The organism is Bradyrhizobium sp. CCBAU 11361 (assembly GCF_028128935.1).
In the GTDB taxonomy this organism is placed as follows: domain Bacteria; phylum Pseudomonadota; class Alphaproteobacteria; order Rhizobiales; family Xanthobacteraceae; genus Bradyrhizobium; species Bradyrhizobium niftali.
Genome location: NZ_LBJZ01000186.1, coordinates 75,983 through 102,442, shown reverse-complemented (window position 1 = coordinate 102,442; position 26,460 = coordinate 75,983). Strand labels below are relative to the sequence as shown.

At 59.0% G+C, this 26,460-nt stretch carries 25 protein-coding genes and 2 pseudogenes; 10 read left to right on the top strand and 17 right to left on the bottom strand.

Features of this window, described 5'->3' with window-relative positions; all coding sequences use genetic code 11:
• Positions 1-10: 10 nt before the first annotated feature.
• A complete protein-coding gene (locus tag XI08_RS27155; protein ID WP_271576716.1) occupies positions 11-151 on the top strand; it encodes a hypothetical protein in 141 nt (46 codons plus the stop codon).
• A gap of 291 nt (positions 152-442) precedes the next feature.
• On the opposite strand, the gene XI08_RS27150 is transcribed toward XI08_RS27155, so the two are convergent.
• The 3 genes from XI08_RS27150 to XI08_RS27140 form a co-directional block, all read right to left on the bottom strand.
• Positions 443-958, bottom strand: a complete 516-nt coding sequence (locus XI08_RS27150; protein ID WP_271576715.1) for a ParB N-terminal domain-containing protein — start codon at positions 956-958, stop codon at positions 443-445.
• A gap of 290 nt (positions 959-1,248) precedes the next feature.
• Complete coding sequence (locus tag XI08_RS27145; protein WP_271576714.1) at positions 1,249-1,755, bottom strand: hypothetical protein; 507 nt, start codon at positions 1,753-1,755, stop codon at positions 1,249-1,251.
• 135 nt (positions 1,756-1,890) lie between these two features.
• The gene (locus tag XI08_RS27140; protein ID WP_271576713.1) at positions 1,891-3,384 is read right to left on the bottom strand and encodes an AAA family ATPase; all 1,494 of its coding nucleotides are present in this window, start codon (positions 3,382-3,384) and stop codon (positions 1,891-1,893) included.
• 944 nt (positions 3,385-4,328) lie between these two features.
• Between XI08_RS27140 and XI08_RS27135 the strand changes: the two are divergent.
• Both XI08_RS27135 and XI08_RS27130 read left to right on the top strand, forming a co-directional pair.
• Positions 4,329-4,577 (top strand): annotated as a pseudogene (locus XI08_RS27135) (antitoxin Xre/MbcA/ParS toxin-binding domain-containing protein); the annotation flags it as partial.
• 48 nt (positions 4,578-4,625) lie between these two features.
• Positions 4,626-5,081 (top strand): RES family NAD+ phosphorylase, encoded by a 456-nt coding sequence (locus XI08_RS27130; RefSeq protein WP_271576712.1) that lies wholly within the window; start codon positions 4,626-4,628, stop codon positions 5,079-5,081.
• A gap of 357 nt (positions 5,082-5,438) precedes the next feature.
• On the opposite strand, the gene XI08_RS27125 is transcribed toward XI08_RS27130, so the two are convergent.
• From XI08_RS27125 to XI08_RS27090, 8 genes are all read right to left on the bottom strand, one after another.
• Positions 5,439-7,631 (bottom strand): AAA family ATPase, encoded by a 2,193-nt coding sequence (locus XI08_RS27125; RefSeq protein WP_271576711.1) that lies wholly within the window; start codon positions 7,629-7,631, stop codon positions 5,439-5,441.
• Entirely contained in the window at positions 7,628-8,086 is a 459-nt protein-coding gene (locus XI08_RS27120) for a hypothetical protein (protein WP_271576710.1), read from the bottom strand. Before XI08_RS27120 ends, XI08_RS27125 begins: the two co-directional genes overlap by 4 nt.
• A complete protein-coding gene (locus tag XI08_RS27115) occupies positions 8,083-8,610 on the bottom strand; it encodes a hypothetical protein (RefSeq protein ID WP_271576709.1) in 528 nt (175 codons plus the stop codon). The genes XI08_RS27120 and XI08_RS27115 overlap by 4 nt, the downstream gene beginning before the upstream one ends.
• Complete coding sequence (locus XI08_RS27110) at positions 8,607-10,637, bottom strand: integrase (RefSeq protein ID WP_271576708.1); 2,031 nt, start codon at positions 10,635-10,637, stop codon at positions 8,607-8,609. The genes XI08_RS27115 and XI08_RS27110 overlap by 4 nt, the downstream gene beginning before the upstream one ends.
• Complete coding sequence (locus tag XI08_RS27105) at positions 10,615-12,576, bottom strand: hypothetical protein (protein ID WP_271576707.1); 1,962 nt, start codon at positions 12,574-12,576, stop codon at positions 10,615-10,617. Before XI08_RS27105 ends, XI08_RS27110 begins: the two co-directional genes overlap by 23 nt.
• 5 nt (positions 12,577-12,581) lie before the next feature.
• A complete protein-coding gene (locus XI08_RS27100; RefSeq protein WP_271576706.1) occupies positions 12,582-13,832 on the bottom strand; it encodes a tyrosine-type recombinase/integrase in 1,251 nt (416 codons plus the stop codon).
• 388 nt (positions 13,833-14,220) lie between these two features.
• Positions 14,221-14,490, bottom strand: coding sequence for a hypothetical protein (locus tag XI08_RS27095; protein ID WP_271576705.1), 270 nt, complete (start codon positions 14,488-14,490; stop codon positions 14,221-14,223).
• A gap of 646 nt (positions 14,491-15,136) precedes the next feature.
• A complete protein-coding gene (locus XI08_RS27090) occupies positions 15,137-15,973 on the bottom strand; it encodes a metallophosphoesterase family protein (protein ID WP_271576704.1) in 837 nt (278 codons plus the stop codon).
• Positions 15,974-16,115: 142 nt separating this feature from the next.
• Here XI08_RS27090 and XI08_RS27085 point away from each other — a divergent pair, with 142 nt between their 5' ends.
• From XI08_RS27085 to XI08_RS27075, 4 genes are all read left to right on the top strand, one after another.
• Entirely contained in the window at positions 16,116-16,772 is a 657-nt protein-coding gene (locus XI08_RS27085) for a helix-turn-helix domain-containing protein (protein ID WP_271576703.1), read from the top strand.
• A 328-nt stretch (positions 16,773-17,100) separates the two neighbouring features.
• A complete protein-coding gene (locus XI08_RS27080) occupies positions 17,101-17,388 on the top strand; it encodes a hypothetical protein (RefSeq protein ID WP_271576702.1) in 288 nt (95 codons plus the stop codon).
• 81 nt (positions 17,389-17,469) lie between these two features.
• Positions 17,470-17,637 carry an H-NS family nucleoid-associated regulatory protein gene (locus tag XI08_RS46440; protein ID WP_442869863.1) on the top strand — a complete coding sequence of 56 codons (168 nt, stop codon included), beginning with the start codon at positions 17,470-17,472 and terminating at the stop codon, positions 17,635-17,637.
• Positions 17,638-17,656: 19 nt separating this feature from the next.
• On the top strand, positions 17,657-18,268 hold the full coding sequence (locus XI08_RS27075) for a hypothetical protein (protein WP_442869862.1): 612 nt from the start codon (positions 17,657-17,659) through the stop codon (positions 18,266-18,268).
• Positions 18,269-18,451: 183 nt separating this feature from the next.
• Here the strand turns inward: XI08_RS27075 and XI08_RS27070 are convergent, their stop codons facing one another.
• From XI08_RS27070 to XI08_RS27060, 3 genes are read right to left on the bottom strand one after another with little or no spacing between them, the layout of a single operon-like run.
• On the bottom strand, positions 18,452-19,174 hold the full coding sequence (locus XI08_RS27070) for an SOS response-associated peptidase (protein ID WP_271576700.1): 723 nt from the start codon (positions 19,172-19,174) through the stop codon (positions 18,452-18,454).
• A 2-nt stretch (positions 19,175-19,176) separates the two neighbouring features.
• Positions 19,177-19,626 carry a hypothetical protein gene (locus XI08_RS27065; RefSeq protein ID WP_271576699.1) on the bottom strand — a complete coding sequence of 150 codons (450 nt, stop codon included), beginning with the start codon at positions 19,624-19,626 and terminating at the stop codon, positions 19,177-19,179.
• Positions 19,627-19,656: 30 nt separating this feature from the next.
• On the bottom strand, positions 19,657-20,052 hold the full coding sequence (locus XI08_RS27060) for a hypothetical protein (RefSeq protein WP_271576698.1): 396 nt from the start codon (positions 20,050-20,052) through the stop codon (positions 19,657-19,659).
• 141 nt (positions 20,053-20,193) lie between these two features.
• Here XI08_RS27060 and ku point away from each other — a divergent pair, with 141 nt between their 5' ends.
• The 3 genes and pseudogenes from ku (at position 20,194) to XI08_RS27045 (ending at position 22,109) form a co-directional block, all read left to right on the top strand.
• Positions 20,194-21,120: a non-homologous end joining protein Ku gene (gene ku, locus XI08_RS27055; protein WP_271576697.1), complete on the top strand. Its 927-nt coding sequence runs from the start codon at positions 20,194-20,196 to the stop codon at positions 21,118-21,120.
• An 81-nt stretch (positions 21,121-21,201) separates the two neighbouring features.
• A pseudogene (locus XI08_RS27050) lies at positions 21,202-21,657 on the top strand (metallophosphoesterase family protein); the annotation flags it as partial.
• Between the two features lie 89 nt (positions 21,658-21,746).
• Positions 21,747-22,109 carry an addiction module antidote protein gene (locus XI08_RS27045; RefSeq protein ID WP_271576696.1) on the top strand — a complete coding sequence of 121 codons (363 nt, stop codon included), beginning with the start codon at positions 21,747-21,749 and terminating at the stop codon, positions 22,107-22,109.
• Between the two features lie 388 nt (positions 22,110-22,497).
• On the opposite strand, the gene XI08_RS27040 is transcribed toward XI08_RS27045, so the two are convergent.
• From XI08_RS27040 to XI08_RS27030, 3 genes are all read right to left on the bottom strand, one after another.
• The gene (locus tag XI08_RS27040) at positions 22,498-23,166 is read right to left on the bottom strand and encodes a type IV toxin-antitoxin system AbiEi family antitoxin domain-containing protein (RefSeq protein ID WP_271576695.1); all 669 of its coding nucleotides are present in this window, start codon (positions 23,164-23,166) and stop codon (positions 22,498-22,500) included.
• 821 nt (positions 23,167-23,987) lie between these two features.
• Positions 23,988-24,998 carry a cytochrome d ubiquinol oxidase subunit II gene (gene cydB / locus XI08_RS27035; protein WP_271576694.1) on the bottom strand — a complete coding sequence of 337 codons (1,011 nt, stop codon included), beginning with the start codon at positions 24,996-24,998 and terminating at the stop codon, positions 23,988-23,990.
• Positions 24,998-26,398, bottom strand: coding sequence for a cytochrome ubiquinol oxidase subunit I (locus tag XI08_RS27030; RefSeq protein ID WP_271576693.1), 1,401 nt, complete (start codon positions 26,396-26,398; stop codon positions 24,998-25,000). The genes cydB and XI08_RS27030 overlap by 1 nt, the downstream gene beginning before the upstream one ends.
• Between the last annotated feature and the right edge of the window lie 62 nt (positions 26,399-26,460).

Below are 26,460 nucleotides of genomic sequence, written 5' to 3'. Positions count from 1 at the left end.
TGGTGAGATTTTGCCGGGCATCGGCAAGGCCATCCGGCCGGGTCTTGACCGTCCTGCGCGCGAAACCATGCTCGAAGCGATCCGCGTCATCGATCTCGTCGTTGGCGATATCGATGAGGGAACGCTTGGTCGTTCTGTATGCAGCAAGTAGCCCGGATGAGCGTAGCGACATCCGGGACTTCGAGCGGTTGGATCCCGGATATCGCTACGCTCATCCGGGCTACGCTTGCTGTCACCGTAATCATACATGTCAGTTTGGCGGCAACCGGGCAGCGTCGACCCCGACGGGCGTCATCTGAGTGTCGAGGGCAACAAGAAGATGGCGGCGGCGGTGGTGGGGATGGTGAGGTAGGCACGCTTCCCGGGTGCGGAGGTGGTGTTGGTCGTTCCGATCACAGCGAACGAATTTAGTGCACTCTCACCGCAATTCTGGAGCCGGCAATTAATAGCGGCCGCCGTTGTGCTTTTGCTGCGTGATCCAGTCCGACAATGTTTTCGGTGTCGATTTCGCAATCCGGCCCAGTGATGCCTTCGGATTGTCGCGGACGCCTTTCGTCGGACGGGTGCGCGGCGCTTCCGTTGCGTTGATGCTCTTCAAGGCAGCCGTCGATGCCTCTGCGGCTTCCTTCTCGAGGCGCAGCTTTCTCAATCGCGCCATCTTGATGCGCTCTGCCTCGACTTCGGGTCCTTCGGACAACAGCGGCTTGTGTTGAGCGAGCTCGGCCGGGACCAGGACACCGATAATGGTTGTCTCGCCGAGCGCCTTGCAGGCTTCGAGCCGATGCAGTCCCTCGACCAGAACCAGGCGGTCTCCGTCGAGCCGAACGGAAATGGGGGCCTGTTGTCCGATGTCCAGAATGCTTTCCGCGATCTCCCCGACGATCTCGGGCTTGATAGCTTTCTTCTGCTTCGTGGGAACGAAGATCTTCTCGATCGGGAAGCTTTCCGGTTTGGGCATAAGTTGACTCCGCTTCTACCGGGCCCGTCGGAACCCATGCCGGTGGGGTTGGGAGTTTAGGGGGGAAGGGCTCGGCCGCAAAGGCAATTTCGGCGAAGGTATTGATGAGCCTCGAAACCGGAACCAATCTGCGATTGCGGGGACATTGCAATCGATTGACGCCGCCCACCAAACGCGAGCCGAAGCCGCAGATCGGCAGAATAGCGCGAGTGAATTTAGTGCACTGTCACCGTAGTTCAAATTGGTAGGCCAGTTGAGTGCACTGTCACCGTAATTCGCCATCCTATGGGCTAGTCGATCGCTAGCTCGTTTGATTTGACGAGGCGGTCAATCTCTTTGCAGCGAGCTAGGACGGCTTCGTTGTGGTTCAGGATGTCCGCGGCTTTAATTTCTTTTCGTCGGGCGGGAGAGCCAATTTTTGCTCTCTGATCGAATTGGACAATCTGGTGCGTGTGTTCTCCTCGGCACCATTCATTGTGAATCCAATGGTTACGGGTAGCGGAGAGTTTAGCGAGTCCTAGGATGTGTGCCGAGATGGCGGCCGCGTCAAAACCGTCCAACTTCCAGTGCTCAAGCAGGCCAATTAGAAATTGCATCCTACTGTTTATCGTTGGAATGCGGTAATAACCGTTGAGAATTATATTTAGCGGCAGCCCGGTTACTCTTGCCATGGCGTTCATGAGCGCTTGCTCGGCAAAGGACCACGCAATGACCATGTTGCCTAGAGCTGCAGCTAGCTCTTGCTCCTTGTCCAACCTTTCAATTCGATAGAAGTTGGTGTCCTCTTTCTTTGACATGCAGTCGATCTCTCTGAGTTCTTTGACTCTCCTCAGTAGATTGAGCAAAGCCATATCCGAGGCTTAAAGTGGTTGGCTTCTCGGATGTCGCTGCGCTCACCGGGGTTAGGATGCGTTGAAGCGCGAACATTGCCGTCACTTCGGTCGCGCATTCAAAGCGTACCGACTCGTCCGAGAAGACCCGAACCGTCGACGGAATCGCAAATCCAGGAAATTGATGAGCTTAGGCCCGAGATAACGTGTCAGGCTATGGTCACCCTCCTTTGGGGGGCCTGATAAGAGGCCCGCGATTGCCTGGCCAACAGCAACTTCCCAAGGCTTTTGCGATCCGGCTAGCATCATGAAGATGTTGCGAAGAGGTTTGACATCACTTTGAAGGCGATCGTAATTTGACTGCTTAAAGCGATTCATCACGTCGCGTTGAGGGTGACTCTCAAATTTGACGAGCCAATCGTTCATCGCCTCAATCATTTTCGGCCAGTCAGTATCGAGTGAAGCTAAGACGTCGTCGGATAGTAAAAGGTTCTCTGCTGCGCGGCAGTAGAGCCGCATTCTCTTGACGATAGCCTTATCGTCTATCTCATATGGGTGATCATCTCTATCTCTTAATGAGAAGGCCTTGGCGTTGTCGTAAATCGCTCCTGCGATGGATTCTACCTCGTTTTCGTATTGATCAAGGGTCTGAATATCGCCGGCCGAGCAGGGCCAAATCAACAGCTTGCTCTGCGAGCTTCGTGTTGCCTGTTGCCAAATGCGCTCATCGTCTTCGCCTTCGACCAGCAAAATCGGAGTTTGATTGAAAATGTTGGACAGAGGATGAGCACCAAAGATCGGTAGTACCCGTTGGAGAGATTCGCCGATCTCAACGAAGTCTGTCTCGCTCTGACCGTACTGAAGGAAACCCACCCTGGCGTCCTTGTGCTCGCGCAATGCGCCGAGGATCGCGGTGCTGTGCGTGGCAATGACGACCGTGATGTTTCTGTCTGCGACGGCTCTTGTGAGGAGCTTTACAAGTCGGGCCTGGAGGTCGGGATGCAGGTGTACGTCAGGTTCGTCGAGAAATAGATACGAGTTCTTTTCGGGAGTGCTATCAGCCGTGTAAGAAAATGCGAGTATTTCGATCCCTAGGCTAACCAACTCCGACTCGCCGCTACTTAGCGTGACTGGATCACGCGCCGTGTCTGTTGTTTTGCCTCTTATTGCAAAGCCGGTGTCGGTGGTTCTGACGACGCAAACATTGTCAAGAAGCTCGTTAATCGACACCAGCACTGTTTCGAATGTGAACGCCGCGTTGTATCTTGCAATCGGATCCTGTTCGATTTTGCGAAGAACGAGTGTCTCCAGTCGCCGAAATTCGGTGACGCTCATCTGGCGAAAGTTATCGTAGCGATTGCTTCTTCGCGTGCTGCAAGTTGGGTCCTGGAGCATGTTAGTCTCGATGTTGCCTTGATATATGAGCTGACCGCCACGCTCTGGGGTGATGTACCTCCCTTGGCCGAATTCAGGCAGTTGTCGCTTTCTTTCGTCGAAGTGACGCAAAAGGCTACTTTTGCCGGCACCATTCTTGCCCAGCAGAACGTTTATCTTAGATAGATTTGAGAGCTTTTTGCCATCGATATCGATGTCCATAACTCACTCCTTGAAAAAGGGCGGCCTCTCGGCCGCCCTTCGTAGTTGCCCGTCAAACCCAGGCCTAACTATCCTCCTCGCGATCTACCTCACGAACACCCCGTGGTGCTGCCGCAGTTGTATTACTAGTGCGCAAACATTTGTGTGTATGTAGAAGCGCTTAGGTCTCGGCATATTCTCGCACGATATTCCGAGTTCAGATAAGTCGGAATATTGCTGTCTGATCGAAAGTGCTCGGGCTCACCAGGGATCAGGCCGTCTGTCCCCGAGCGCCTTTCGTCTTCGGCTTTTCCTTGGCACCGTCGTGCTCGCACGCAAGGGACGCTTCGCTCTCCGCCCTTGCGTGCTGTGCGCACCGATGTCTGCGGAACGCCTGCGACGGCGGCTCCGGGGATCAGACTGATGATACCGGGCAAAACTTCAGAAAGTCAGCGGCGAACGCAGGCCAACGCCTCTGTGGTTGAAGCCGCCGGCATCGCGACAACTAGGGATCGGTAGGGAAGTCCACAAACGGCTCTCTTGAAAGCTGTCTGACGTGTCGTGCAAGTAGCTGACAAGACGTCTAGAAATCCGATCGCACTGTATTCTGCTAGCATTGTGCTAGTAGAATGCCTGCATGATAGCGCCGTTGTTGTGCTCGCAAAGAAGAAGCGAGACGATTTAAGCGAACCTTGAGTCTGGCTGACGACGCCCACCCACCAGGTGGCTACGCAGCATAGCCGACATCCCGCACCGCGAAGCCCAATGGTGCGCGCTCGATCGCTTGTGTGAATGCCCCGGATCTTGGTCATAAGGGTGCGACCCAACCATATTCAGTGAGGTGGCTGGACCCGCTTCGAGGCCTTTGAGCATGGCGTCCTGCCGGAGGATCCCGCGGGCACCGGCCGGAACACCGATCCGCCTGTTTTGAACGTTGGCGCCAACTGTCATATATGGAACGACACATGACTGGACGACTTCAAATGCGTAACCGAGAGACCGACCGGCCACAACCGATTGAGAAGACGCGGCTGGCTGCAGTCCTGGCGAAAGCAACCTCCATTTTCGGTTCCATGCAGGAAGCTGAGCAATGGTTGGAACGGCCGGCTATCGGCTTGAACCAGCATAAGCCAATCGATCTGTTGGCCACGCCGGCTGGTGTTGAGTTGGTGGAAGATTTTCTCGTTCGACTTGAGCACGGTGTCTACGCGTGACGCCATTGCCTGGGGGCGCTCGGCGGTACCGAGCTTGTCGCTTGGCGATTGGATAAAGCGACATACGCGGCCACATGGGACAGCGGCGAAGGAGCTTTTCTGGTCGGCGGTCGCTGGAACAGCAGAGGACTTTGGGCCGTGTACTGCTCGGTAGATCCCGCTACTGCAATTCTGGAAGTTGCGGTCCACAAGAGCTTCAGGGCGCTTGACACGGTCCCCCACGTACTCACCGCTATCACGGTGGACCCGACCAGCGTGTTCGTGGTCGACCCGACAATGATTCCAAATCCGAACTGGCTTCGGCCCGGCATCCCCAGCGCTGGACAGCAAGCATTCGGCGACGATTTTCTCGGCAGACATCCGGTCGTGCTGATTCCGAGTGTCGTGTCGACAGCGAGCTGGAATCTGATGTTTGTCGCGTCAGACGCAGGCGGCTCCTACAAGGTGAAGTCGCAGGAGTCGTTCGCCCTCGTTCCTCGCCTGCACCCGCCGGCCAGGTCGTAGCCATACATGGGGGCTATACTGGCCGTCGGATGGATAGTTGCCATGCCAAACCTGATCATGACCCTGTCGACAGCCTGGTTCAAGGAATCTAGCGCCTGAACGCCGTCTTGGCTTACCGATGGGACTCGGATTTCGATAGTCTTAGATGTCCGGGACTCGCAATTGACTTGAATCTGACTCCAAATCTGCTTTGCGAACTACATTGGAAAGATGGAGCTTTCCGTCCTGTCAGACTAGCAATTCACTTTGCTGAACAGTTGTCCTGTAGCGGGCCACCCATTCAACGAAATGTGCGGTCTCTCGCGCCGATGTCTCCGGGACGCCAGCGACGGCAAACTGATGATACCGCGCGAGATCTTAGGAATTCAGGGACCAATGCAGGCCAACGCATCTCCGTTCGTCCGCGTACGGGCGCTGCAAAGCATCCCGGACGGTCTCGGGCTGCCCGACGATGATCACCTGCTGTCGAGCGCGTGTGACGGCGGTGTAGAGCCAGGACGGATCGAGCAGGCGGCTGGGCGGCAGGACAACGATGACATAGTCGGCTTCGGAGCCCTGTGCACGGTGACAGGTGAGCGCGTAGCCGAGCGATAGGTCGACCAGGTCCTCGGCGGCGAAGACGTGCTCCTCATCATCGAAGACGGCCACGAGCTGGCGCTCGGACCGGTCGATCCGGCGGACGATACCCATCGATCCGTTGAACAGGCCTCGCTTGTAGCAGTTGCGCCGGTGCACGACCGGCTCGCCGGGCGAGAACAGGTCACCAAGCGGCCCCCGGAGCTCCTGCAGGTCTTTGCTGCGCAGATACTCGTCGTGAAGACGCCGGTTGAGGCCGGCGATACCACACGGGCCATCGTTCACCGGCGTGACGATCATGACGTCGCGACCGTCACGCAATTTATCCCAGATCGAGACAACCTTCTTGGCGATCTCGTCGCGTCCCGAAGCTCGCGCAAGCATCACTCCAACCTGTGGCCCAGTGTATGCGGCGAGCTGTGGCATCTCGCGGCGTCGGATCCGGGCGGCAACCTTCGGAATGGCGGAGGTCGAGTCCTGCCGGTGCATGGTTGTCAGCGTGCAGGTTACCGAAGGGTCTTCAACGAACCGGTGAAACAGCAGCCCAAACCCTACCGGGGGCAACTGGCGTTCGTCACCGACAAGCAGCAGCCTGGCGCCTTGCGGCATCCGACGAAGCAGCCCATGCAGCGATGGCAGATCAACCATGGAGGACTCGTCGATGATCACGAGCGTGTCCGGCGTCAGCTGCGCCAGGTCGCGCAGCTTGGCCTCCAGGCCGGCCCGTTCGCTCTGCTCAAGCTCGCCGGCAAGCTGTGCTTCGATGGCCTCGCGCTCGTCGAGCTCGCGGAGCGTCCTGAAAATGGTCCGTGCGAGGCGACCGGTTGAACGGGACAGCCGCAGCGCGGCTTTGCCGGCCACGGCCGCCAGCAGCAGCTTGCCGGCGGCGCGCTCCCACACGTCGCAGATGCTCCGGGTAACGAAGGTCTTGCCGGTACCGGCGCCGCCGCGGAGGCACGAGAAACCGGCATACAGGCTCCTACGCACTGCTTCGGCCTGATCCTGAGTCAGGACAGCACCCTGGACCTCGAAGTTAGCCAGCAGGCGAATTAGACGGGCTGGGGGGCCTTCGGTCGCCATGGCCCGGAGCCGGGCGATGATACCCTCTTCCATCAAGGCGCATCCCGGCGCCCGCAGGAGGCCCGAAGCCGAGACGATGACCGCCCGCTGCGCGATCGCAAGCTCAACCGCTCGATCGAGCGCTCCGGAGGACGGCGGTGCGCCGAGCTTGCCGGCGATCCGCTCGCGGAATTCCTCCCGGTTAATCGCGGTCGAGCCGGTCCCCACCAGGTCCTTCACGACAGAATCCGCGGCGCCCACCAGGCGGTGCCGATGGTTTGCAGGATCGGGATCGCCGGCCTCGTTGAGCAGGCGCAGGCCGAGAGCGTCTACCCGCTTCCAATCGAGCAGCGGGACCAGGCAGTAGGGGTTTGCTTGGAGCGCGCGCGGTGCATCGGCGCCGAGCAGCAGGTGCACGCGGCGGGCCAGGGACAACTCGGTCATGCCCAGGGCCGCGAGCCATTCCACCAGCCTGGCTTCGCTGGCCATGGCTTTCCAGGCGATAACCAGAGCGGCGGCGAGCCGCGGGCCTAGCACGGGCCGGTCCGGGTCCATCACCGCGGCCAACGCTGCGACGTCGGCGGTGTCGAGTGCTTCGGGCAGGCGGTCCTCAAAATGCTGCCACAGCCGGCGGGCCCGCGCCGGCCCGATGCCGGCGACGCAGCTCGCGAGATAGTCGACCATGAGTTTGCCGCTCGGAAGGGCACGCACGGCGCGGCGCGCAGCGATCTGCGGCCCCCACTGGGTATCGCAAAGATCGCCTTCCACGGACCAAAGCTCGCCGACCGAGGGTTCACCCAGCATTTCCGAGCTCGTGGCCTTCACCCGCACGAAAGTCCCGTCAGCAAGCCGGCCCGCGAAGATAGTGCCGAAGCCCCGTTTGGAGACGATGCTGTCGACGATGACGTCGGTCATTCTGGTGTCCTAAACAGGAGGCCGGTCTCTTCGACCAGATCGAGGCGGGTCTTAAGCCGAGCGTTCTCGTCGCGCAGCGAGACGACCAGTGCCTCGCGCTCGGCGAGCGCCTTGCGCAGTTCGGAGATCGTATCCGCATCCCGGCCGAGCCGCTTGCGGACGCCCGCGTCGGCGATGTCGTCGAGCAGGCGTGAGCCGATCAGCTTCACGCCCTGCACCTTGGCGATGGCATTCACCGGCCCGGCGAGCTCGGGTTTCCGGAAGAAATGCTGCTCGAGGGTCTCGCGAAGGCCGAGATCTCGAACGAGCTGGCGCACGTTGACCTTGCCGTCAGACGTGAGGGGCAGAGTAGGTGCGCGATTGGCCTTCGGCTGCGCGGACCAGGCAAGCTCGAGCTGCTCGAGGTGGGGCTCGAGCTTTTCGAGGATCGACGGCACCACCGAGCGGGGGTTCATTTCTGCTGCTCCGGTTTCAGAGTTACGACGGTCTTGCTGGCGAGCTGCTTCAGAAGTTCGGTATTTTTCTTTTCCAACTCGCCGATCTTGCGGGTGGCATCAGCCAGTTCTGCCGTGACACGGGTCAGCTGCAACTCGGATTCCGAATAGGCCTGCCTGATTTCGTCGATCTGCTTGTTCGCCAACTTGACGCGCGCGTTGACCTCCCGCCTGACGGAGGGCGCGCCCGAGGCGATCTGACCTTTGACGCGCTCGATCCAGGCATTGACCTCGTCCCTGAGCGCCCTAATCTTCGGGGTGTTCTTTTGAAGGTAGGCGGCACTCTTGCCCGAGCGCTCCAGCAATTCGTCGGCGTTGAGCTTGCCGTCGTTGTAGGGGTAAATGCCGCCGTTGGCATCGATCTCGCCCTCGATCTTCCGCATCATCTGCTGAACCGAGATTTTGCTCTCGAGGTGCTTCTCTTTTGCATAGGCAGCACCTGCCTGCGCGATCCTGCGCTTGCCAATGCTCCTGTCCGTGCTCATTGGCCGGCCTCCCAGATGGTCCGAGCTTCGGGGTGGTCGTTAAGCACGCGCGAGCGGACGTCGTCCCAGCGCTCGAGATTGGCCAGGATCTGCCCATCAAGGTTGGCGAGGACCATTTCGTTAGTGGTTTGCTCGCGTTCGAGGATGAGCGCCCGCAGCGTTTCCTCGCACCCTTGCTTGGCGCGCGAGGTCTCCAGGCGATGGTCACATGTGGTGCGACAGGCACCGGGATCTGGCGCCCCGCGTTCCTTTGTGCAGGGTCCGTACTGGCCGAGCCCTTTGGTGCAGATGACGCCCGGGCGGACCAGCGACCAGTAGCGACCGTTGAAGGTAAGAATTTCCGCAGTCTCTCGCAGCGAAGAGGTTTCGAAGACCTTCTCGCCGCGTTGCATTCCGGCTGCGGCGAGACCCGCCCGCAGGGGTGCTGCGGCAGGGCCACCAGCTTCGCCTTCGATGGTTTCGGCCAGAGCCTCTTCCGCCATGACGTAGGAGGTCTCTTTGGCGACCTTCATCGCGTCTTCGATGATGCGCGGATCGGACAGCATGTAGCGCAGGGTCATTTCGAGATCGCGGTGGCCGAAAAGGTCGAGCAGGACCTGCGGCGCACCGACCACGGAAAGAGCGACCAAGCGGGCAACGGTATGTCGCCAGCGGTGGACGTGGGCCCGGTCCGTGCCGGTAAGATTGGAAAGGCCGAGGTGATCGACAGCCAGCACGAGGGCTTCGGTTAGATTGAGCAGCCGTTGACCGAGCTTGTCGCCGTCGCCGAGAATGACCCAGAGGTGGTTCTGCCCGGCCGGGCGAACGTAGTGGCAGATATTCTGCTGCACCTCGATCGCCCGCACGGCGGCCGGATGCAAAGGCCAGTCTCGCTCCTTACCGCCGATCTGGTCGATCAGCTTGAAGGTAACGGAGTGGAGACGATTGTCCGACCCCTGCTTTTCAGTGTCTTGAGCCGCCTCGAGCTCGCTCGCACGAGCTCCGGTGCAGAAGTCGATCATCCCGAAGTTCATCGCCTGGACGGTGCTGACCATGCGGTTGATGTCACTGGCGTTGCGCGGCGGCCACGTGTTCGAAACCCCATCTCTGCGGGCGATCTCGAAGGGAAGGTGCGTGATTGGCCTGCCAGCTGCATCCACCCATCGAACGCGCTCAATGGCAGCGCCGCGCAACGCGATGACAGAAGGATGGGAGGTTGAGCGCCCGCGCGCCGCCTCGTTGGCCGTTATTTCGCGCAGTTCGGCCCAGAGCGGGATGAGCTGGCCAGCCAGGTTTGTATTGACCCAGAGCGCGCGGCGGATGAACTCGGTGACGAAGGTGTCCGAGAACGGCTGCCAGTTGCGCTGTTCGGTCTTCTCGACAGGTGCAGGCGCGGTCCGGCCATGCCGATTGGGCTCGATTGTCGGCTCATTGACCCCGTTGGTGGGCGCGCCGTCAGCATAAAGCCGTGGCCAGTCGGAGATGCGGCCGCGCGTCCCGGCATCAACGAGGATGCGGAGGAGCGCGCGCAGAGCCTTTCGTCGTCCCTTAGTCTTCGGCGCCAGGGCAGGAAAAACCTCTTGGAGGATATTGGTGATGGTGAAACCACCAAACACGGAGCCATCTTCCGTGGGCATGTTATTGAATTGCCACTCGGCAAGGCGTAGCAGCAGATTGGCAGCGTCAATCCAAGGGACCGGCTTATATTTCCTGACGCCGGTATCGGTCATCCGGGGAAGCCAAAGTGCTAACAGCGCGCGGCGGATTGACTCGTCGCGCTGCTCGGCCGCTACCGGATCGGTCGGCACGCCAGCGATGGAAGGCTTGACCGTCCGCTTTGACAGCCGGCTCACTGCCGTAGGTGGCACCCAATCCTCCGGGATGACGAGCTCTTCGTCTCCGAGCCGAGCGCCCTCGAAGATTTCGTACTCGCGCAATTCGGCCCACGGCTTTGCCGCGAGCTCGGAGTAGTTTCCGAGCGTCGGAAGGGTCTTGTTACGCCATTCGTAGGCGCGCTCCGCAGGATCAATAGATCGGATACGTATCATGCGCTCTGACCTCTCCCGTCTGGAGCTTGTGAGACCATTCCTGGATGGCGACTGCGACCTCGGCTTGATCGAAGCCCTTGAGCGTTTCCTCGATCGATGCGAGTTCGTCTTCCAGGCTGGATCCGCTCCACGCGATGTAGGGGATCGTGCGCTGGATGTGGATCAGTTCGGCGCAGGCACGGGCGAGGGGACCGAGGCTTTCCTTGAACACGACGCCATGCTGGCAGCCGGTGCAGCGCTGCACCCGGCAGAGAGCGCCGGCCTTGTGATCGGGCGCAACCCGGCGCGGCGGGTTTGTGGGATCGAGGCATCCGAGACCAAGTCGGGTCCGCTGCCTGAAGTCCTGAAGCCGCTGCTCCTGTTCACTGGTGATGGTCCCGTTGGCGACCAGAACGCGAAGACGCGTCGGATCGACCACGCGGCCAGCCGAGATTTCGGCAAAGGCGGCGTCCTGGACGTTTCGCACCTGCCCCTCGCTGTACGCGCGATAGCGCCGCGATTTCAAGTAGTGCTTGAGTGTGCGGGCGTTAGCGTGCTGGCTGGCAAGCTGGGTAAGCAAGACGTGGTAGCCGGACTGTACGTAAGCATAGCCAATCCAGGCGTCGCGCGCATCGGACGTCGTGATTTTCTCAAGCGACGGATAGCGTGTGACCAACCCATGGGCGGTGACGACGGTACGTGCGATCTCGCCGAGCTGAGCGGAATCTGTGCTGTTGAATGCAGAGACTTCCCCGATCTTGTTGACGGTGTGATACAGCCACGGGCTACGCACCAACGCTTCAAGCTCGACGATTTTACCCGACTTAGCGACAGACGGAGAAAGGGCGTTGTCCCTGCGCGCAAGCTCCAGCTTGTGATGGACGGTAGCGCGCAAGACACTCGTCTGTCTGATCATGTACTGGATGATCCGATAGGGGTGCCATTCTGGCTTCAGCATGGACAGAGTGAACTGATGCCGGTGCGCGCGCGCCTTGAAGGCGTGGATGACGGTAAATTGTTCGCTATGAGGATGCGCTTGGCACCAGGCATCGTCTTCACTGACGTCGATGCCGAGCGCGGTCGAGAGATTCCAGCCCGTTCCAAGGAGGAACAACCAAAGGAAAACAGCAGTATCCTGATAACTGGGGTAGAACCAACGAAGGTTGCCGACGACGCCTTCTCGGCCTCGTTCGCCCATGCCCGGCGCAAGATAGTCGGGCCCAAATCGGTCGCCTTGAACCATGCCCCAGTAGGCGCCCACGTTTTTCAATTCCCGTTTGTCGAGAAGGCGCTCTTGCGTCAGCTCCTTGATGATCCACGCTCGATTCTCGGGAAGGGTCCACTGGGCCGAAACACGCGTGTCCGTTCGAGGATCTCGTCCCGCTGCGGCCAACCGCTCTCCTTCTGCGAACATCTGCTTGATGCAGCGAGCCTCGTGTTTCAAGGCGTTGAAAAGGTGACGGACTGCGTCTTTGTCGATCGGCTCTGCCGCAGATAGGGGGTCAGCCGCGCGGGCTGGCCAAAACAACGGCGGCAAACCGCGAACACGGCGCAACGCATCAAGCCCTCCTTTTGCGCGCCGATATGGAAGAGAATTACCCGCGGCGATCCATTCCAGCATCATAGGTCCGTGAGCGTCGGTCACGTCGGCTATGCTGGTAATTGGAATACCGTGCTTGGCTTCGATTGCGTCGAAGAACCGGAAAACACTGCGGAAGGCATGTCTAGTTTGTTTCGACGCTTCGGGTTCAAGCCGTTCAATCCGAAGCAACTCTGCAATTTCTATGGCGAACAGTGGCCGCCCAACAAAATCTCCTGACCAGACATGCTTTGCATTTGACGATACGTTTTCCAACTTTCCGCCGATCCAGAACTCGCTCAGATCGACGTCGTACACCACTCCGCTTTGAGCCTTGATGGTGAGATTCATTAAACCAGAATTGAAGGGGACGATGTTCATCTGGATTAGATATCCTCGTCGCCTGCCAGAAAGCGATGCCAACCGTTGGCCATCTTCGTGAGATTGAGTGCGGTGGAAAGCCAATGCAGATAGATTTGGGTCGTGTCTTCGTCGACATGACCGAACTGCCGCTGCAGCATCTTCAGCCACTCAGCTCCACGGCTATGCACCCAGTTCACGCCCATGGCCGCCGCGGTCGATTTGTGCGCTCGCGCCTCCGTTTCGAGGGCGTATAGGACGAAGAAGCAGGCGAAGGCGTGCCGGCCCTTATGTGGCGACCACACCTTCGGGCGCGGGGTGACTTCGGCAAAACACTTGCTGATCGTGTGGCGAAGGATTGGCGTACCAATGTGCGCAGCCGCGTCGGAGACGAACAAATGGTCAGTGCGTCGATTGGTGCGCTTATAGAGACCGAAAACGTATTTGTTGCGAGGACCGTCGCTCCAGAGCCGGATCGTTCTTGCGAGATCGATCGGCACACGGATCGTCCTCGGTCGGCCGCCTTTGGTTCCGCGTGTCAGCTTCACTTCGACAAAGACATCGCCACGATAGGCTGCTTCATCGATTTTCTCGATCGTTGGCCAACCGGCGAGAGGAAACAGCTCGACTTCTCTGAGCCGGGCACCCGTCTCGAGGATGAAGCGACAAGCAAGATATTTCGCATAACCCCGCTGGGTCTTGACAGCCTCGAGCCACTCGCGAACCCCGTGGGGGTGGGGAAGCTTGAACGCATCGATACGGCTTTGACCATAAGGCTCCTTCAGCCTTCCGTGACGGACAGTCAAAGTCCGTACGCGGCCTGCGATCTGCTTTCTGTCTAAGATGAATGTTACCTTGAATTCGCTTCGTAGTCCTCGATGCGAGGCCCAGATCAAGAAGTGCGTAACGGCATCCGCTCTTCCGTTTGCCGTTGAGCGCTCGAGAGGTTTACCAGACTTGGACCAAGCGCCGGTATCTTGCTCGTCCTGGTAGCGGAGCACGTCATCGTAAGTCACGGTCTGCCAAGTTATCTTCCTAGTTTCGCACCAGGAAATCCAGTTGGCCAGCTTTTCGGCGATGGCGCTCAACGTGCGCGGACTCGGTCGGTCGTAGAACGTTGCGGATGGGTGCCAATCCAACTCGGCGCGCTCACGAAGGTAGCGATTGTACTCGCGGCAATAAACCTCATTGCTATCAAAGATGACAGGCACGTGGGCAACAGATGCGAAGCCGAGCTTCTCGATCTCGGTCTTATCGGGACAGAAAATCTTGACCATGAGTTCGCTTGGATAAAGCTCCGCCGTTCGTCGGAAAGGCTGTTCTCCGACGTTCGGCTCTAGTTTTGTTCTCTTAGAAATTCGGTTCCGAGCGCCTCGGCGCTCAAGGGCAAGTGGATCGAAGTCGTAGGCGCCGCGCTAGCGAAAGACCAGGTTGGGCCTCCTCAAGGGCGACGGTCTGAATTGTTAGTGCCTCATGGTCCTCCTTCGTCTGGGCTGCGTGGAAGGTGCCGGATGGCTTGGCAAGGCTCAAGCGGAGCGAGACCGGAGCCTCCGGACATCGTCCGGTGCGTCCCCATTGTTTCCACAGGTTTGTTTTATTGACTTGACACTCGCAATTCTTGCCGCGGAAACCGCGCCCTCGAAGTGCGCGCCGGCAATCTTCTTGTCATTTTGTCGCTTTATGCGCTTCTTTGGCTGCCCAGCTCGCCGCCTTGGCGATGAGTTCCCACACAGAAGTCCGGCGGTCGTGCCCGATGATGCGTCCGGTGCAGGCCCGAGACGCGGCCATCGCGATGGGGGTGTGACCTTCGGTGGCGCTGACCGAATATTCGCTAATATCTGCAAGATCGCTGACGTTTGCGATCACTGCCGTCGCGATGGGGCGCGCGACCGAGACATCTCCTCCGGGACAAATTTCGATTACTACCCGGAGCATCGTTTGCGTCCATCCAGCTGCGCACCGACGGTTGAAATCTCTCGAAGCGTGCTAGTCGTCTGAGGGGATGAATCCTCAGATCTAAGACCAAGGGCATCTGGCTGAACATCGACGAAGCAATCATATTCTCGGTCATACTGTCGACAGGACAGGATACAACTCTTCCCATCGATTAAGCCTCGGACGACTCGAATTGCCTCGGTTCGCCTGCTCGACGTAGCGAGCGTGCCCTTGCCGTGACCGGTGCAAGCGGTGGTGCGCCATCCTGCGCAGGTATACAAACGACCGGCAAATCCGCACACTTCGCAAGTTCTCGCAGATTCAACATATGCTTGCTCGGTGGCACGCTCCACGCCGGTTCTTGCGTGAGCCGAGAGCGAACCTTCCCAAAAAATGTTTAGTACGCCGTACCTCTGCCTGATCATTATGATCTTAAGCCTGTCGCCGGTTTTGAGAGCTTCACGGATATCGACGCAGGCTTGTTCAATTAAGTGACTCCAACCGCTCCCGCATTCGGGCAAGCCGCGAGGCACGTCGAACAACTCTGGGTAAGACGACGCAATCTGAAATCGCCAGTCGTCGCGCCCACCGAGTTCCAAATGTGGGTCAACCACGGCGCAATTGATGGGCATGAGCGCGGCGTCTTTCATGCTGGTATCTCGACTATCAAGTTAGGATTGAATTGAGATCCTTCGACGGGATTGCAGATCACCCGTGTGCGACCGTATCGGCCGTCAAAGGGCACGTGGACATGACCGCAGACCCAGAGGTTTGGTTGCAAATGTGGCGGAATGGCTGGGAGAACATCAGAAGCGTAGAACGCCGGCGCCCACCATGCCGTAGCTCCTTGATATCTGTCGGCGCAGTCGGCGAGGGGAGGATGATGGGTTACCACGATGGTGGGGCCATCGTGAAAACGAACAAGTTCGTCGAATAGAATTGCCTTCTCTCGTGCGTGCTCTGCGACAGCATCGTACGGAGTCCAGAAGCCGCGTTTCGTTTTGATTGCACCAAATTCTGGAGGCCGTGTCTTAGGATGACTGGCCTCGGCTCGGGCCTTGGCGGTCCACTCAAGATCATTCGTGGCGTTCATCCAACGTCCTGCTTGCATCCAATCGGTCCAGAGAGTGACCCCGATGAAGCGAACCTGATTGATCTCGCAAACAGGATTGTCCGCGTTTAGGACGAAGACCAACTCATCCTTTGCTTCGGCATTCTGGCGGTCTGCTTCGCGTCGCATCAGCTCCTGAACGTCGGATGTAGTTCGCTCGATCGCGCCCGTGGCGTAATAATCGTGGTTTCCCGCTACGATGATCGCCGGTTTTCCGCGAGCGAGAGCCGCAACGCTCTGAATTCCTTTTTCGGGTTGGCCCTCCCAAACATCACCTGCGCAGATCAATACGTCGAAGGATTCGCTGAGCGGCGGTATCTCTGCCAAACCTCGACGTTCTAAGTGGATATCTGAGATCGCCAGCACTTCCATTGAACGTTTCCTGCACGGGTGCTTGACGTGCCCGCACACAAATGAAGGATTCGAGTGCGCTCGTGTGAATCAGTGTCAACTACACTGGACAATTGATCGCATATTGAGCGTCTCGTCAAATCCCTCTTGTCGCCATGGGTCAATGCCGCCTCGCAATCAAAGCAAGCAGTTCGACGCGAAATCAGCCGAAGAAATTGGCCAGCGCGTCCGAATTGTTATGGGAAAAGAAACAGTTACCAGTTTCGCTAAACGTCTTGGCGTTTCCCGGCAATGGCTTTATGACATCTTGAACGGACGGGTGCATCGCGAAGCATCTGTCGCGACGCTGTCAAGTATAAGCGACATTGTGGGCTATAGCCTGGAGTGGCTGGTGACGGGGAAGGGGATGCCCAATGATCTGTGGGCTGAAAAGACAGCGCTGGTTCGCCGGGCGACGCCCAAGCCGGGCGCTCGGGGTCGGATCAAACTGGAAAGTACGGACGAACTGGTATTGGTTCCCAATACCTTCTTACGGGGCATTGAGGGCCACATTGCAGAGCTAGTTGTGGTTGGAGGCGAGACAGTCGAGTTGAGCGCAATGGTCGGCGCTTCCGATGAAATGCTCGTCGATCGTAGCGACCAAAAACTCGTAGATAAGGGCCTTTTCCTAGTCCAATTGGAAAAGCGCCTTCTGGCTTGTCGAGCGATTAAGACGCGTTCGGTATGGCATCTTAGCGCAACTGAGAATATTGGCCCTGATACGCTAGTCGACGACAAAAGCGTATTGGGACGAATTAGGCTTATTTGGAAGCGACTTTGATTTCGTTGTCCTGATCAGATGCGCGTCCCTCGGCGAGACTGTATTTGAACAGGATGGGCAGTCTTTTTGATTTCACTGCCCACAACTGCTGTCAGACGGTGCTAGTACAATGCAGGTAAAACACTGTGTGATAACGAAATCGTCATGTTTATCAGCCTGTTAAGCGGCGCAATGCGCGTGGAGGATCAGCGTGCGAGAAGCGCCGCCGTCACATGGCGGACGTGCCCCTTACATCTTCTTAACGAGCATTAGCAGTCGCTCTTCCTCTGACGGCAGGCGATTTCGCCGACGTCAGGGGTCCCGGTCTGGACCGGCCACGCAGTTCATGATGCGCGAAGCGCAGCACACCAAGAAGCCGATCGCGCAGACAGATTATTCGGAGTTCGAGATAAGCTTCGCGCCCGCCGTTTCCGAGTACATCGCCTTCGCCATGGCCGTTGAAACGGACTTGCTGACGGTTAAGAGCGAGATCGACATAGGGGACTTCAGTCTGCGGCGATTCTTCAACTCGTTGAACTTCAACCGGATCAAGACCGACAACGACGGGTTGGCGCGCGAAGAGGATTTCCAGGCGCTGCTTGGCAGCGAGCTGGACCACGTTGCAGACGGGCGCTAAGCGGTAACGCTTGAGTCCGTCCTCCCAGAGGAAACGCACCGAATGTTCTGTGCCAGGTCAACTCGTTAGGAGGACTTCCGCGTGGCCAAGAATGCGGTCAAGACCGCGGGTGACGACGCACGAGCAAAGTATGCCGACAACGAGGGAAACACCTGGAGTGGACGAGGTCGACAACCCAAGTGGATCAAGGCGGCTCTGGCGGCAGGAAATTTGGTGTATCGACGATCTTGCCAGCACGAAGGGAGATAGTGGCACCAAGACGCGCGCGATGAACATAATCACGAACTACGGGAGCGCGCCGGACGGTGTTATCGCATTTGGTACCGGCGGATATCCGGGCGATGTTTCGAATGACGGGTGCGCTACGATAGGCGGCACGATCTTCATCCATGATGCATCAAACGGTGCCTCAGGCAGCTGGACTTGGCCTGGACATATGGATGCGCTCATTCCGAGCAAAACTCCTGCCTCATTCTTTTCGAGCGTGGCCGCCGATCAGAAAACGTTGGACGCAATCAAACTTGAAATGATCAAACCGAAAAATAACCCCGCAAACGTTCTTCAGCTCATTATTGCTCCTGATGCTGTTGCCGTCAGCTCGGTTAACGAACCCCCTCCCTACTGCGACGCCGACAAAAACTCGATAGCGAAAGCACAACAGGCGGGAGCCACGAATGTGACCTCTGTAGAAACGACGCACGGGGTCATACGCTCCATGTGGGATGCACCGTTCATGTACGTCACGGCCATCCCGAACCGAGTATGCTATTTCGAGGAGGAGGCGCGGAACGTTTATGCTCAGGAGTTTCCCTCTTCGCACAATGCCGGAATAGCGTTGAAATACGTGATCCCGTCATTCGTCAGAACCATCGTGCAGTAGTTCTGGGTCTCGAAGCTGATGTCGGCTTCCAGCCATAACGCTCCCAATGAAGATGGCAACAATACGGTCGGCGTCCGTTCGGTGCTCCATCAGGTTTCACTTGGGACATATGTCGGTTGGAATGCGACGACGGCCGAACGCGCTGCGCTTGCCGAAAAGATCTGCGGGAAGTCGCTTCACAAATCAAGCAGTCGACGGGGAATCTTCCTTTGCGCCCCTTGCCACGATCTTGAGTGATCCGTTCGGAAGCGGACGCTGTAGGGCGTTGGCTTGCTCCCAAGGTGCGCTCAACCACACATCGACTTCGGCAGGAGTCGTCAGAATGACCGGCATCGCCTTGGGATGGATGTCGTACACCTCGGCGTTCGCATCTGTGGTCAGGAACGCAAAAAGATCATTCGTGGTCTCGCCTTCCTTGACCTTCCGCACCGATGTCCAGTTCGTCCAAAGGCCGGCGAAGCAGGCGAGGGGGCGCCTCTCGTCCAGCGCGAACCAAATATCTCCGCCGGCCTCCTTGTTGAACTCGCTGAACGATGTGAACGGTGCGATGCAGCGGTGTTCCGTGCCGTACCAGCGGCTCCAGTGTTTGCTGTTCAATCGACGGATGTTTGTGGTGCCGCTATCGGGCTCCATCCGGAGCAGCTCCTTGAAGTCGACCGTCTCGCCCTTGGCTTCAAGCTTCTGCGCTCGCTTCTTGGTGGCTTGCAACAGGGCGCTCTGCGACGACGGCATGCCCCATCGCGCCATCACGATCTCGCGTCCATCGGTCCCGTTGCGTACGATGGGCGCAGAATAGTCCGGAAAGATCCCCGGCATCGACGGCAGGTTTCCGACGCGGCTGTTCAGCGTCCCGAACAAGCGGCGGATCGCGTCTACGTTTTTGGTCATCGAATAGAGATTGCACACAATCAGGTCTCCGGAACGGCCTGGCGGGAGCGCGATGCCAGCTGCAGAAGGGTAGCTGAAGGCCGGCGACCCGCCTTGCTACATTTGCTGCAGCGGAGGCGGCTCGCCAAGTCATGGACGAATGTGGTCGGTGGATGGCGCAGCGCCGCCAGATCGACGTCTCGCCGGGTCTTGCACCGCGAGCACTCGATCTCAAGCCAGGCGTAACCGCCGTTGATGGCCTGATCGACGGTCGGCGATGGGGCGATCGGTCCTCCGTCGGCCCACATTCTCTCATTCCACGATTCGCAGAGCAGCTTGTCGGCCTGTCGAATGAGGATCTCGCCCTTGGCGCGGGCTTCGGCAGACTGGCCAGCGAGAATCGTCGTCATCATGCGCGCCCGCCCCAATTCCTTGGTGAGCGCCTTGCGGTCGCCGCCGCTGAGCGGCGTCGGGTGATGCTTCGGTGCCATGGCAGCATCCAGTTCCGGCCGTGTCGGCGACTACTCGAACGCAGGCCAGCAGCCGTCTTCCTCGTGGCGCCCGGTCCGCTGCGTGCAGGTCTGGTCCAAGAGTCGTCGCCCGACATCCTTCCAGAGCACCTCCCGACCATAGAGGCGGACGGCATCGACCTTCTGAATCTCGACGATCCTGGCGCAGCGCCGGCATCCCACCCTCAGAATATGTTGAGGAATTTGGCTCAGCCGCAGCGCCCCTCCGGAGGGGCCCGACCTGCTCTCCGCGCGAGGGTCGTCCAGAAGCGCCTGCCAGTATTCCGGCGGCAGATCAGCTTCCGGAGCCAATCCGGGCTCCCGAGGCACATTTCTGCCGACGAGAGCGGCCATCTTATCCATCTCCTTCGGGTTTGGCATGCGCCAGCTCGCGGGTCGATCTGTCATGCCTCACTAGAACATAACAGGAACAAAAGAGTCGATAGCCGGCGTGAAAAATATCCTCTTGGGGGCCCGTCCATGCTGTCGGAACCATGCCCTACCGTTCGTCTTGAATCCGAGCCGTCCCGAACTGGAGTTCTGCGTACCATGGCCCCGCGCGCCAACTGGAAAGGCTTCTTGCGTCTGTCGCTCGTCACCTGTCCGGTGGCTCTCTACCCGGCGACATCGGAATCCGAAAAGATCTCGTTCAATCAGCTCAATCGAGCGACCGGTCACCGGATCAAGTACGTGAAGGTCGACGCCGATACCGGTGACGAGGTGGCGAACGAGGACATCGTTAAGGGCTACGAACTCGACAAAGGACAGTACATCGAGGTTACCAAGGAGGAGCTCGAGGAGCTGGCGCTGGAATCGACGAGGACCATCGAGATCGACGAATTCGTCGACAAGTCCGACATCGACCCGCGCTACCTGATCCGTCCGTACTACCTGCGTCCCGACGGCAAGGTCGGTCACGACGCCTTCGCGGTGATCAGGGAGACCATCCGGGAGATGGACAAGGTGGCGATCGGCCGCGTGGTTCTCACCAACCGCGAGCACATTATCGCGCTCGAGCCGTTGGAGAAGGGTCTCGTCGGTACGCTGCTGCGCTACCCCTACGAGGTCCGCTCTGAGCAGGAGTACTTCGACGAGATCCAGGACGTCAAAGTCACCAAGGACATGCTCGATCTCGCAAGGCACATCGTCAACCAGAAGACGGGCACGTTCGACCCCGGGAAATTCGAGGATCACTACGAGACTGCGCTGGTCGACCTGATCAACCAGAAGCGCGCAGGCAAGACCATCCGCCCGAAGGAGCGGCCCAAAGGCGAAAACGTGGTCGATCTGATGGAGGCGCTGCGGCAGAGCGTCGGTCGGGAGGCTGCGCCGGCGACGGCAGCAAAGCCCGCCAAGAAGCCGCGCAAGGCGGCGGCGGGCCAGAAAGAGATGTTGATGCCGATCCAAGGCAAGAAGCCGGCGAAGGAAGCAGCGGCGAAGAAACCCGCGACGGGCCAGCGGCGGAAGTCGGCTTAGGCGGTTGATGTCCGGGTCGCCGGCGGTGCATCAGGAAGACGCGGCCCAACGCGCGATAGGGTGCTTCGACCGGACGCTTCGATGACCTTCACGATCGGCATCATCTCGGATACGCACGGCCTGCTTAGGCCGGAGGCCCTCCGCATGTTGGCCCATGTCGACCACATCATTCACGGCGGCGACATCGGCGATCCCGAGATCATCACCGCGCTACGGAGAATTGCCCCCGTCACGGCGATCAGAGGAAACGTGGATACGGGCGAGTGGGCCGCCGAATTTGCCGAAACCGAGTTCGTGCGGCTCGCCGGACGGCTGTTCTACATTCTGCACGACCTCAACACCCTGCAGGTCGATCCCGTAGCTGAGGGCATCGATGTCATTGTTTCCGGCCACTCCCACGTGCCGAAGATCAGCACCGTCGACGGCTTGCTCTACCTGAATCCCGGCAGTGCCGGGCGCCGACGCTTCAAGCTACCGATCACGCTTGCGCACCTCGAAATCACGCCCGACGGCCTGAAACCGATCATCCACGATCTTGAAGTTGGATATTCTGCTCTGCGGTGGCGACAAGCGGACCCAGAACAAGGACATCGGGACCGCCAAGCGGATGGCGAAGGAAGTTTGATATGCCCCTTAAGACAACCAAGTTCGACGTTCAGGACTACCTGAAGACACCGGATCAGCAGGCCGCCTATCTAGAAGCAGCGCTTGAGAGCGATGACCCTTTGTTCATTGCTGCCGCTATCGGCGATTTAGCTAAAGCCCGGGGAGTTTCGAAGTTCTCCCGCGAGACTGGACTGAGCCGTGAGGCGATCTACAGGACATTTCGCGCGGGCGGCAATCCAACGCTCGATACACTGACCAAGGCGACGGGCGTTCTTGGCTACAAGCTAACTCTTGCGCCGAAAAATCGGATCGTTCGCGCGTCGGCAATTGGCCGACTGAGCGGTCAGCGCGCTACCGTCGGCAAGTTAAAGAAGCGCCCTTGAGCGGAGATGCGGTGGGAAGGTCGGCTGAGCGGCCAGGAAGCGCTCGAGCGAGCTTTCCCAGCCGTCTGCGACGGGCGTGAAGGATAGGTCGTCTTGGGCTGCTGCCCGGCGCCGCGGCCACTCGCGGCGACGGCAGACTCCGATTGAAGCAGAAAGACTCAGATCGAACGAGAAACGACAGATCTGGGACCGAGCCAAGCCGTGCGTCGTTCGCATAAGGTTATAGTTACGCGAATTGCCGCCGCCGCAAGAATGCGTCCGAATGCCTGTAAGTTTTTGAAAAGACGTTCGAAAATGGGATCGCACTGTGTTTTGCCTGCAGAATGCTAGGAAGTTGCCGTGTCGGCGCGCAGCGGGTTGCTTGTCCTGTCGGCGAGAGCATCCTTGTTCATCGCATCGGCCTCGGGATGAGAGGTTGAATTTCTTCGGCAGCACGCACCGCGGGTTCAACGGACTTCGTCCATCCCAGTTCGCGGGCGATTTCGAGTACCAAATTTAGATCGCCGCCGGCTGCGGCGTAGTCCTTGAGTGTTTTCATGGCCGGCTCGTCGCCGAGCTTTGTACGGTAGCGCAGCATGTCGACGACGGTGCGGGCTGGACTTGTGATCCTCACTGGCACGCCCGCGATCTCTACAGTATCGACGCCGATGCTGCGGGCGGCTTCACTCCAATGCACCAGTCTGACGGGATCGCGCGCGGCGCCGACCACCTTCATGGTTTTATTCCCGACGGCGTAGAAGATCGCGTCGGGATTTTCGTCCGAAAGACGGTGATACAGAGCGGCCGAGCTCAAGCAGACGACGCCACCAGGATTGAGGAGGGTTGTCGCTGCGAATCCAGCGCCTTCGGGTAAATCGGCATTTGGAGCCATGTAGATACCGCGGGCATAGAGGACTGCCGATCGGGCCTCTACGGCTCTGGCTAGGGTTTGCGGATGCACGCCGGCAGCGACGATGTCGGACCGCACGCGCAGTCGATTGCCGCTTAGCAGGCCAGCAAGGATTTCGGCGGAGGACTTTGAAGGCGCTTCGCGGTTCTGAGGCATGGAGATGACCATGTGACTTTGAACAAGAAAATGTTATATTATCTTGTGGAAAATCACAATGGCCGATTTAGTTGTCGCCCGGAGGCGGCTCCTCCAGCGCCGTCTGGGTTCCGATTTTGCGCGAGTTGCCCGCGCGGGGGCGTTGGGAAACCGAAGTTGGAGTTCGCGGCCTCGACCGTTGCCCAACGTGGGCTTTTGCTCAGCGAAAAGAGCGTATCTTCTTAGAGCCGCGACACGTACGACAATTGCTCGCGATACGACACTCCGATTTCCTGGTGGGCCAAGCTGGAAGTGGGGGTCAAAGACGGAAACCTTCGGAATCTCCACGGAAAAGAAGAGCGTGACCGACACCATCCCTGCCGTACCGCTTTTCAATGCGCGCTAAGTCAGGGTTTCCTCCTCGCAACGGCTGGAGACGACGACGGCGATAGCGCGCGACCGAGAGCGCTAGTTTCTCGGTCTCGCACCGGATGATGCGGCCAAGCGCGTCGCATGCGACGCTCCAGCTTCCATCTCGGTTGATGTAGTACGCGGCCCAGTAGCCGACGCAAGGTTTAGCTTGGGTAGTCATTTGCTGCTCAGTTGAGTGCTGTCAGCGATCCTGCTCGACATCTTTCGAAGATCGCCTTGGTTGCCCCACGTCGGCGGTGAATGGCACTGCGCGCTCCTTTCTTGACCGTTGGACCCGATCGGAGGGTGATATCTCCCTTGGTCAGCGCTGCATTTTGCGATAATTTCGGTAGGTGCCATCACATTCTCATTCAAATTGGCCATGATCACGAGCGATCCTGCGAGGACTAGGTTCGGTGACCTGGAAAGTCTGCATGAGGTGATCATTCATACTCCACATCGGTTCGGACCTTTCCGCGGAACACCCAATACGACCAGCTCGAATAGGTCAGAATGACAGGAATCAGGAATAACGTTCCGACCAGAAGGAAAGCCTGCGTGCGCGGCGACGAGGCAGCCTCCCATAGCGTCAACTGGTAGGGCACGATCATCGGATACAGGCTGATGGCCATGCCGATGTAGGTCAGGACGAAGAGCCCGATCGCAGCGAAAAATGGCGTCGCCTCGGCCTTGCGGTTGAGTGATCGCCATGTCCAAAGCGCAGTCACGCCGGATAGCACGGGCACCGGCAAAAACAGCGCGGTGTTAGGCCAGGAAAACCAGCGCGCCGCTACTGCGGGGTTCATGATTGGTGTCCAGATGCTCACGATGACGATCGCGGCCACGACACCGATGAGGCAGACGCGGCCTTGCCATCGTGCCTTGGCCTGAATGTCACCCTCGGTTTTCAGGATAAGCCAGCCGGCGCCGAGAAGGCCGTAGCCGAACATCAAGGCGACCCCGGTCAGAACGGAGAATGGCGTGAGAAACGCAAATGACGTTCCCGCGAATTGGCCTTCGTGAATCGGAAACCCCTGGACGAATGCGCCAAGCACGACGCCTTGCGCGAACGTGGCGATGGCGGATCCGTAGCAGAATGCGCGGTCCCAGAACGTCTTGTTTTCAGCGTCGCGAAACCGGAATTCGAATGCGACGCCCCGGAACACCAGTCCAAGCAGCATGACCAGAATAGGGAAATACACCGCCCGAATGATGATCGCGAAGGCGGTGGGGAATGCCGCGAGAAGGCCGAGGCTGCCAAGCACCAGCCAGGTCTCGTTGCCATCCCAGATGGGCGCAATCGAGTTCATGATGGCGTTGCGGGAGCGCTTGTCGGGTGCCAGGCCATAGAGCATCCCGACGCCGAGATCGAAGCCATCGAGCAGCACGTAGAAGAACACGGCCGCTGCCAGGATCACCGTCCAGATCGGAACCAAATCGAGCACCTGGGTCATCATACATCTCCCCTCACGATGCTGATCGCAGGGGCAAGGCCTTGCGCCGCAGGGCTACCAGCCTCGATGGCCGAAGCCGCTTCACTGAGCTCGATCGGGCCTTTGCGAACGAGCCGAGCGATCAGCATGACGCCGCAGGGATAGATCAGCAGATACGCCGCCATGTAGGCGAGGAGCGACAGCGTCACGTCGGAGTTCGTCAAGGACGGCGACACCGAGGCTGTCGTGCGCAAGAGCCCGTAGACCGTCCAGGGTTGCCGGCCGACCTCGGTCACGAACCATCCGGCGAGGACCGCGATGAAGCCGAGTGGAATCGCGCACTGACATGCCAACAGGTACAGCCGCGTGTCGTAGAGTTGCCCACGCCAGCGCAACCACCCGCCCAGAAGCACGAGTGCCAGCATCAGGCCAGCGCATCCAACCATCGCACGGAAGGCAAAGAAGGGGATCGCGACCGGCGGACGCTGATCGGCGGGAAAGTCTTTCAGACCCTTCACCTCGCCATGGAGGTCGTGGGTCAGGATCAGGCTTCCGAGCCAGGGAATTTCGATAGCGAACTTGTTTTGCTCGGCCTCGTCGTCCGGGATTGCAAAGAGCGTCAGCGGCACGCCCTTGGCGGTTTCCCAACGGGATTCAATCGCCGCCAGTTTCGCAGGCTGATGTTTGCGGGTGTTGAGGCCGTGCATATCGCCGATCACCATCTGTAGCGGCACCAAGACGGTCAGCATCCACAGCGCCATCGACATCATGGTGCGCGCTTCCTGCACCGATCGATTGCGCCTCAACAGGTATGCGCCAACACCGAGGATGACGAATCCGGTTGTTGTGAAGAATGCGACCGCAGTGTGCGCGAGCCGATAAGGAAATGACGGATTAAAAATCACTTCGATCCAGTCTTTCGGAATAAACTGGCCATTGATGATCTCATAGCCGGCCGGCGTCTGCATCCAGCTGTTGGCGGACAGGATCCAGAACGTGGAAAACAACGTTGCGATCGCCACCATGAGGGCCGCGAAGAAGTGCGCCCACGGCGGCACCAGCTTGCGGCCGAACAGCAGGACGCCGAGGAAACCGGCTTCCAGGAAGAAAGCAGTAAGGCCCTCATATGCAAATAGCGGCGAGAGGACGTCGCCAGCGGCGGATGCGTAGCGGCTCCAGTTCGTGCCGAACTGGAACGGCATGACGAGCCCGGTCACGACACCCATGCCGAATGCGATGGCGAAGATCTTGGTCCAGAACGTCGAGATGCGGACATAAACTTCGCGTCCAGTCGCGAGACTCAATCCCTCGACGACGGCGATGAAGGATGCGGCTCCGACGGTGAATGCTGGCATTAGAATGTGCCAGGCGATGACCCAGGCGAACTGGATACGTGATAACAGAACTGGATCGAAGTGCATCGCTGAACCTCTTGTGTGTTTCGGTAATGTAGAGAGCATCCGAAGAGGCTCTCAAAGCCGTC